Source organism: Paracoccus sp. (in: a-proteobacteria), from assembly GCF_032007265.1.
Classification (GTDB): domain Bacteria; phylum Pseudomonadota; class Alphaproteobacteria; order Rhodobacterales; family Rhodobacteraceae; genus Paracoccus.
The window spans coordinates 1-7286 of sequence record NZ_DALZMB010000149.1; the positions used below are offsets into that span (position 1 = coordinate 1).

The window sequence follows — 7286 nt, forward strand, 5'->3', positions numbered from 1 at the left end:
GAATTCAATCGGGGGCGGCGGGCGCATGGGCCGACGTCTGCGCGCCGAGGGCGCCTTTTTGGCATTCGTCTTTTTCATGCTGTTTGCCATGACCATCGCGGTGGTGATCGTGCTTGTCTCGCTGCAGCGTATCGAATTTGAAAGTGCGACCATTCTGTCGGTTGCAGCCTTGACCAATACGGGCCCGCTGGCCGGGGTGATCCCCTTGACGCCGACCTTTGAGGGCTCGGCCGGGATCGCTGGCGCGCCTTGGGTGGGCTGGGCGGGCCTGCCCGATTTCACCAAAGCGGTTCTGGCTGGCGCGATGATCATTGGCCGAATCGAGACTTTGGCGATTCTCGCGCTGCTCAACCCTGAATTATGGCGCAGATGACAGGCCGATTATGGCGCAGGTGACACGGTGTCGCGCAAAAAACACCCTCGGGAAAGGCCGCCTTGCAAGGTGGCTTTCGCTCACGTAGATGTTAAAAAACAAAATTAAAAATGCCGGGAGGTTGCCTGAATGGCCGGTGATAAACAAAATCTGCAAGACGCCTTTCTGAACCATGTCCGCAAAGCAAAGGTTCCGGTTACGATCTTTCTGATCAACGGCGTCAAGTTGCAGGGCGTCATCACCTGGTTTGACAATTTCTGCGTGCTTTTGCGCCGGGATGGTCAATCCCAGCTTGTCTATAAACATGCGATCTCGACGATCATGCCGGGTCAGCCCATCAGCCTTTATGAAGGCGAGGACTGATTGGGCGATAGCAACGAGACGCGGGCCCGCCCGACGCGGGCCTATGTTCTTCACCCCGATCTAGGGTCTGCGCGCACGCGCAGATCCCCCGAGCTTGCCTTGGAAGAAGCCGTGGCTTTGGCACATGCGCTTCCCGCGATCGTGGTCGAGGGCGCCGAGGTCGTGCGCCTGCGCGCGCCTGATGCGGGGATGCTGTTTTCCAAAGGCAAACGCGAAGAGGTCGGCCAGACTCTGGAAGCTGCCGCCGATGGCGAGGGCATCGAACTGGTTTTGATCGATGGCCCCGTGACCCCGGTTCAGCAACGCAATCTGGAAAAGGAATGGGGGGTCAAGATCCTTGACCGTACCGGGCTGATTCTGGAAATTTTTGCGGATCGGGCTCAGACACGCGAAGGGGTTTTGCAGGTCGAGCTGGCCGCCTTGGCCTATCAACGCACCCGGCTTGTGCGCGCATGGACCCATCTTGAGCGTCAGCGGGGCGGCTTTGGTTTCGTGGGCGGACCCGGTGAAACCCAGATCGAGGCTGACCGCCGCGCGATTGACGATCAGATGATCCGTCTGCGCCGTCAACTGGACAAAGTCGTGCGCACGCGCGAGCTGCACCGGCGCTCGCGCGCGAAGGTGCCTTATCCGATCGTGGCGCTGGTGGGCTATACCAACGCTGGAAAATCTACGCTTTTCAACCGCTTGACTGGTGCGGATGTGGTGGCGCAGGATCAGCTTTTTGCCACGCTGGATCCGACCATGCGGCAAATGCGTTTGCCGTCGGGGCGACGGGTGATCTTGTCGGATACGGTCGGGTTTATCTCGGATCTGCCGCATGAGCTGGTCGCGGCCTTTCGCGCAACGCTGGAAGAGGTTCTGGAAGCCGATCTGATCTTGCATGTGCGCGACATCAGCCATCCCGAGACCGAGGAACAAGCCGGCGATGTCGGCGAAATTCTGGACAGTCTGGGGGTCGATGACGACGTTCCGCTGATCGAGGTCTGGAACAAGATCGACGCTTTAAGCGCCGAAACCCGGCAGGCGCTGCGGCGCACCGATGCCCGCACCGAAGGGGTCCAGGCGGTCAGTGCGCTTTCGGGCGAGGGGATCGAGGATTTGCTGGAGGCCGTCGATGGCGCGCTTGCCCTGGCGCTGGACGAGCCGCTGCATGAAGAAAGCGTGGTTCTGGATCATCAGGACGGCCGCCGTCGCGCCTGGCTGCACGGGCAAGGTGTCGTCACGCGCGAAGAGATTGGCGAGAATGGCGTGACGCTGTTTTTGCGCTGGACCGAACGTCAGGCCGCAAGCTTTCGCGCGCTGTAATCAGCTTGAAACGCCAGCGATGCCCTTGGGCGCGGCCAGCTCATCGGCCCAGGGCGGATTGGCCCCGGCACGCGAAACGGTGATGCCGGCTGCCCGGATGCCCAGTTCCAGCGCATCGGACAGCACCTGCTGATCGGCATCGGCGCGGGCCAACCCATTGGCACGCGCCAGCGCCGCCAGCACCGCCGCGTTGAATGTATCCCCAGCCCCGATCGTATCGGCAATCGCAACCTTTGCCGCAGGGCGCGACATCACGCCCGCCCGGCTATGGGCTTCGGCGCCTTTGCTGCCCAAGGTGCGAAACACAACCTTTGGCCCATGCGCCAAAAGATCCGCAATGATGCCATTTATATCCTGGTCCGGCCAAAGCCAGTCGATGTCATCGCCCGACAGCTTGACCAGATCTGCCTGAGCCAGAAGCCGTGCCAATCTTGCGCGGTAGCTGGGTATTTCGGTGATGAAGAAAGGGCGGATATTGGGATCGATCATCACCGGGATGTCACGCGCCCTTGCCCGCTCGACCAGCGTTTCGATGGTGGCACCGCAAGGGTCGGGGACAAGGCTGATGCCACCGATGAAGAGGGCTTTGGTTTGAAGGGGCAGCTCGGGCAGATCGGCGCAAGCGAACATGCGTCCGGCCGAGCCCTCGTCATAAAAGGAATAGCGCGCCTCGCCGTTCTTAAGGGTGACGAAGGCTAAAGTCGTGGGGCGGTCTGTTTCGGGGCACAGGCTGGTGTCGACATTGGCCTTGTGTAAAGGCGCGCGCAGCATCTGTGCAAAAGGATCACGGGAGAGGGGCCAAAGATAGCTGCAGTCCACGCCCATTCGGCCCAAGGCAATTGCGGTGTTATAGACCGCCCCTCCGGCGAGAGGGCGAAAGCCCGTCTGGGTCGGGATCATGTCGATCAGCGATTCGCCTGCGCAAAGGATCATGTCAGCGTCTTTGTGGTTTGGATAAGGGCTTGGCCGTATTCGGTTGCGGCCAGAGGGGGCGTAATGGGTTGGGCACTGTTGGCCTGGGTTGCCAGCATGACGGCCGCCAGCACGATCAGGGCCAGAATGACGGCGAATGCGATTTTCCAGATGGAATAGGGGCGTTCGCCCTGGACGCGACCGGACTGGCCGTTCACCACGAAGCGATAGGAGGTGTTGTTGTAGCGATAGGCCGCAGTCCAGACCGGCAGCATGATATGTTTGAAGGTCTCGGCGCTGAATTCACTTTCCAGAGAGTGGATGCGTTGCACATTGCCGCCGATGTCGCGGCGCGCATCCATGGCAATCACGCCCGCCATTTCCTCGCGTGCGATCTGGTGGCCGTCGGCCAGAGCGATTGTATAGCCCTCGGCGGTGAAGCCGCTGAGATATTCCGGTCGGTAGCTGGTCAGATGCGAGAGATCCCATGGCGCCAGCGCATCCGTGAAACGGCGCGGCAGCGAGCTGGAGGCCAGCACCAGCACATCATTGAAATGCCGCGCAATCCGCCCCGAGGCCGGCGTCCAGCGAATTTTCTGGACCTGACGCGCCACACGTTGTTGACGCCCATCGACCTGCATGGTGACCCATTCGGTCTCGTAATAGTAATCGCCGCGCTGGCCTGAATAGACCGAGCGGCTATCGGCGTCGAAGGTCCAGAAGGGGGAATAGACCCCGGACATTTTCCGACCGCGGCGGGCATAGGCCGTCAGCCCCGATGGCGCGAACCACAACCCCTTCATCCAGTCATCCAGCGCGGTTTTTGCCTGAGCCTCGGTGATCACAAAGGGCAGCACGCCTTGCGGTTTGATCTGGCGCGCGCTGCCGGTATCGGTGACGACCGGGGTTGCGCAAAAGGGGCATGATGATGCCGTTTGTTCCGAGGTGACTTCGATTTTTGCGCCGCAATTGGGACAGGACAGCGTCTTGATTTGCTGGGTCAGATCGCTGTTTTGGTCAATCCGCAGGCCTTTTTCCAGCGGGATTTCCTCGAGCTCGGGGGCTTTGCGGCCCGCGTCCCATTGCAGCGCGCGACCGGTCTGCGGGTCGCGCAAAATCGCCTTGTCGCCCCATGGGCCTTCACTGCTTTGACGCGATGGCGCGCGCGCAGCGCCTGGCGATATCTCTTGTACGTGGCCGCAATAGGGGCAGGTCAATTTCTGCTGGCCGGGCGAGAATTCAAGGCTCGCGCCGCAGTTTTCACAGGGATAGCGGTACTGGGTCGGTGGCGTCGGCATGATTATGGACCGCAAGAATGGGGGATTGCCCGGAGGCAATCCCGCGCTGGGGCAGGTGGTGGATCAGGCGCCGGATTCGGGCTGAGGCGGCAGCGGAGGCGGCGTTGCGGCAAAGTGCTGGGCCAGCTCGGGCTGGTTGCGGGCGGCGGTCCAGCCGTCTTGACCGGGGGCCCAGACCAGCGTGTCCGGGTTAAAGCGGCCTTCGCGCGCAAGCCTGACAAGATCGGCGGCGCCATAGGGCCCTTCGGGGGCACCATTGACGGCGAGATGCCATTGTTTTTCAGCCTGAGGGATCGGGGGCGGCGATTGAGGCGCCGCCGATGGCTGGGCCTGAGCCTGTGCCGCATGAGGGACGGGGCCCCAAGGCCCCTGGCTCATCGCGGCGCCCATGCCGATGGCTGCACCCATACCAGCGCCCATGCCTGCGCCCATCCCGCCGCCGGGTTGGGTGCTGGCATTCAACATCGCCTCAGAGGCGGCATATTGGCCGAAACGGTTCAGATCGCCCACGATTCCCATCGAGGTTCGCTTATCCAGCATCTTTTCGACTTCTTCGGGCAGGCTGATGTTCTCGATATAGAATTCGGGGATGGTGAGGCCATATTCCGCAATCGTGGGTGCAATCGCCTTGGCGACGATCGCGCCCAGATCATGGGTGTTGGCCGCCATATCCAGTACGGGGATATTCGAGGCCGCAATCATGCGCGAAAATTCCTGCACGATGACATTGCGCAGCTGATAGCTGATCTCGTCGCTGGTGAATTCACCATCCGTACCCACGATTTCCCGCATGAATGTCGCCGGGTCGGTCACGCGCATCGAATAGGTGCCAAAGGCGCGCAGCCGCACGGGGCCGAATTCAGGATCGCGCAGGGTGATCGGATTGCGGGTGCCCCATTTGAGATCGTTAAAGCGGGTCGTGTTGACGAAATAGATCTCGGATTTGAAGGGCGAGCGGAAGCCGTGGTCCCAATGCTGAAGCCGGGTCAATATCGGCATGTTGTTGGTTTCAAGCATGTAAAGGCCCGGCCCGAACACATCGGCGAGCTGGCCTTCATGAATGAAAACGGCGGCCTGACCCTCGCGGACGGTAAGCTTGGCACCGTATTTGATCGCATGGCCCACCGTCGGAAAGCGATAGACCACGGTGTCACGGGAGTTGTCGGTCCATTCGATGACATCGATGAATTCACCGGACAGAAAGTCGAAAATGGCCATTTGATCCTCATCTATGCGGGCAGGCAATCGTTGATAACAAGCGGTCCCGGCCCTTTGGAGTTCCGTTGGGGCCGGGATTTGCGTGCTTAGACGCCGCCGGGGGTATTGGCCGCAACCAGCGTCTGGGCAGATAACAGCTCGGTCGCGATTTCGGTCAGAATCGGGCGTGCCTCGCCTTCGGTCATGCCGGGGCGCAGGCGTGGATCATAGAGCATACGCAGCAGCAATTCGTCATGGCGCGTCAAAAGCGCGAATTCCTCGTCATCATTGAAGATCGACGGGCGCGCTGCCGGGCTGTCATTGGCCAGACCCATGCCCTGTGCCAACTCTTCGTGAAAGCAGCTGAGGCGCATTCTGGCGGGCAGTTCCGAGCGCACAAGAGCCACGGCCTGCACATAGGTGGGACCGTTCCCGCGCGAATAGGCAAAGACCGTGCAGTAGTTTTGCGGCGCAAGATCCGTCAAGGCGGCGATGTCGCTGGGCGGAATTCCCGGCACCAATGCCGCAAGACGTGGGCCAAAGGCGCGACGCTCGTCCTCGGACAGGATCAGGACATAGAAATTGCCCGGCCCATCCGTCAGCGCCACAGAATGCCCGGTCGCGGCTTTCAGCTTTGCGGCAAAGCCCGCAACCGCATTGCGGTCTTTGCTGCGCTGAAGCGGATTGACCGAGGCACCATATTCGATTTGCATGCGCACCGGGGCCTCCCAGCGGCGCAGCGGGGCGGGAGTATTGCCCTGAACCAGCTTGCCGCCCTGACGGGAATATTCGTCACGCAGGGCCGTCTGGATGAAATCCTCGACCAGACGCTCGACGGTGATCGGCCCGACCGAGGAGCCGTCATCCGTGCGCAGCTTGCCGCGCTGGATCAGGGCCTCTTCGACATTGACCAGATAGTTGCGCATATTGACGCTGGCAGGGGTCGCAGAGGCGGCAAGGGCGGCATCATTGGCGGCCTTGGTGCGAGCAACGCGGTCACGGCGCAATGCGGCCTGATCGACGCGGGCGCGATCGGGTCGCGGCAGGGGCGCCGCAGCGGACATGCTGGTGGGGGCGGCATTGGTGTCGGGCTGCTCGGCGCAGCCAGCCAGCACCAGCCCGGCCATAAGCGCGGCAGAGGCGGTCAATCGCGCCCGGCCGACAAAGGTCGGCAGGGCGGGTTGCAGGTTAGACATTTGTGTCACGGTCGTGATGGGCTTCCGGTTGAGGGGATCTGCTGGGCCGAGGATGCCGACAGGGTCTGGCGCAGCTGTGATTCCATGGTCTCGAGCTCTTGCTCGGCGGCGGCGCGGCGGGCTTTGCCTTCATCGGCGATGCGCAGGCTATCTTCGATCGTGGCAATCAGCTCGGCATTGGCGGTGCGCACGGCCTCGATGTCAAAGACGCCCCGCTCCATCTGGGTGCGGATGGTCTGGTTGGCCTGACGAAGGTTCTTGGCATTCGCGGTCAGCAGGTCATTGGTCAGGTCATTGGCCTGTTTGACCGCCTTGGCCGCTTCGGCCGAGCGCTGAATGGTGACCGCCTGCGCAAGCTGGGTTTCCCAAAGCGGGACCGTGTTTACCAAGGTCGAATTGATCTTGGTGACAAGAGATTTGTCGTTTTCCTGAACCAGACGGATCGAGGGCAGCGATTGCATCGTGACCTGACGGGTCAGTTTGAGGTCATGGACCCGGCGCTCCAGATCGTCGCGCGCCGAGCGCAGATCGCGCAACTCCTGCGCGGCCATGACTTGCTCGTCTTCGGGCGCTGCATTGACCGCAGCCTCTTTGGCGGGGATCTCGTTTGTATCCAGCTGGCGCAGCTTTTCTTCGCCA

Annotated in this window: 7 protein-coding genes and 1 pseudogene; 3 read left to right on the forward strand and 5 right to left on the reverse strand. The window is 61.7% G+C overall.

Annotated elements, in window-relative coordinates; all coding sequences use genetic code 11:
- The 3 genes and pseudogenes from RTS12_RS19305 to hflX form a co-directional block, all read left to right on the forward strand.
- A pseudogene (locus RTS12_RS19305) lies at positions 1-373 on the forward strand (TrkH family potassium uptake protein); the annotation flags it as partial.
- A gap of 129 nt (positions 374-502) precedes the next feature.
- Complete coding sequence (gene hfq, locus RTS12_RS19310) at positions 503-736, forward strand: RNA chaperone Hfq (RefSeq protein ID WP_020949330.1); 234 nt, start codon at positions 503-505, stop codon at positions 734-736.
- Positions 737-2044: a GTPase HflX gene (gene hflX / locus RTS12_RS19315; protein ID WP_312531457.1), complete on the forward strand. Its 1308-nt coding sequence runs from the start codon at positions 737-739 to the stop codon at positions 2042-2044.
- Here the strand turns inward: hflX and RTS12_RS19320 are convergent, their stop codons facing one another.
- The 5 genes from RTS12_RS19320 to RTS12_RS19340 form a co-directional block, all read right to left on the reverse strand.
- Positions 2045-2977 carry a carbohydrate kinase gene (locus RTS12_RS19320; protein WP_312531459.1) on the reverse strand — a complete coding sequence of 311 codons (933 nt, stop codon included), beginning with the start codon at positions 2975-2977 and terminating at the stop codon, positions 2045-2047.
- Positions 2974-4254 carry a zinc ribbon domain-containing protein gene (locus RTS12_RS19325; RefSeq protein WP_312531461.1) on the reverse strand — a complete coding sequence of 427 codons (1281 nt, stop codon included), beginning with the start codon at positions 4252-4254 and terminating at the stop codon, positions 2974-2976. The genes RTS12_RS19320 and RTS12_RS19325 overlap by 4 nt, the downstream gene beginning before the upstream one ends.
- A gap of 63 nt (positions 4255-4317) precedes the next feature.
- Complete coding sequence (locus RTS12_RS19330; protein ID WP_312531462.1) at positions 4318-5472, reverse strand: SPFH domain-containing protein; 1155 nt, start codon at positions 5470-5472, stop codon at positions 4318-4320.
- A gap of 86 nt (positions 5473-5558) precedes the next feature.
- On the reverse strand, positions 5559-6647 hold the full coding sequence (locus RTS12_RS19335) for a DUF2927 domain-containing protein (protein WP_312531465.1): 1089 nt from the start codon (positions 6645-6647) through the stop codon (positions 5559-5561).
- Positions 6648-6652: 5 nt separating this feature from the next.
- A partial coding sequence (locus RTS12_RS19340; RefSeq protein WP_312531467.1) for a toxic anion resistance protein occupies positions 6653-7286 on the reverse strand: 634 nt, incomplete at its 5' end.

Coding starts and splice junctions, on each gene's coding strand:
- hfq (WP_020949330.1), top strand. CDS start 503: ATGGCCGGTGATAAACAAAATCTGCAAGACGCCTTTCTGAACCATGTC.
- RTS12_RS19320 (WP_312531459.1), bottom strand. CDS start 2,977: ATGATCCTTTGCGCAGGCGAATCGCTGATCGACATGATCCCGACCCAG.
- RTS12_RS19325 (WP_312531461.1), bottom strand. CDS start 4,254: ATGCCGACGCCACCGACCCAGTACCGCTATCCCTGTGAAAACTGCGGC.
- RTS12_RS19330 (WP_312531462.1), bottom strand. CDS start 5,472: ATGGCCATTTTCGACTTTCTGTCCGGTGAATTCATCGATGTCATCGAA.
- RTS12_RS19335 (WP_312531465.1), bottom strand. CDS start 6,647: ATGTCTAACCTGCAACCCGCCCTGCCGACCTTTGTCGGCCGGGCGCGA.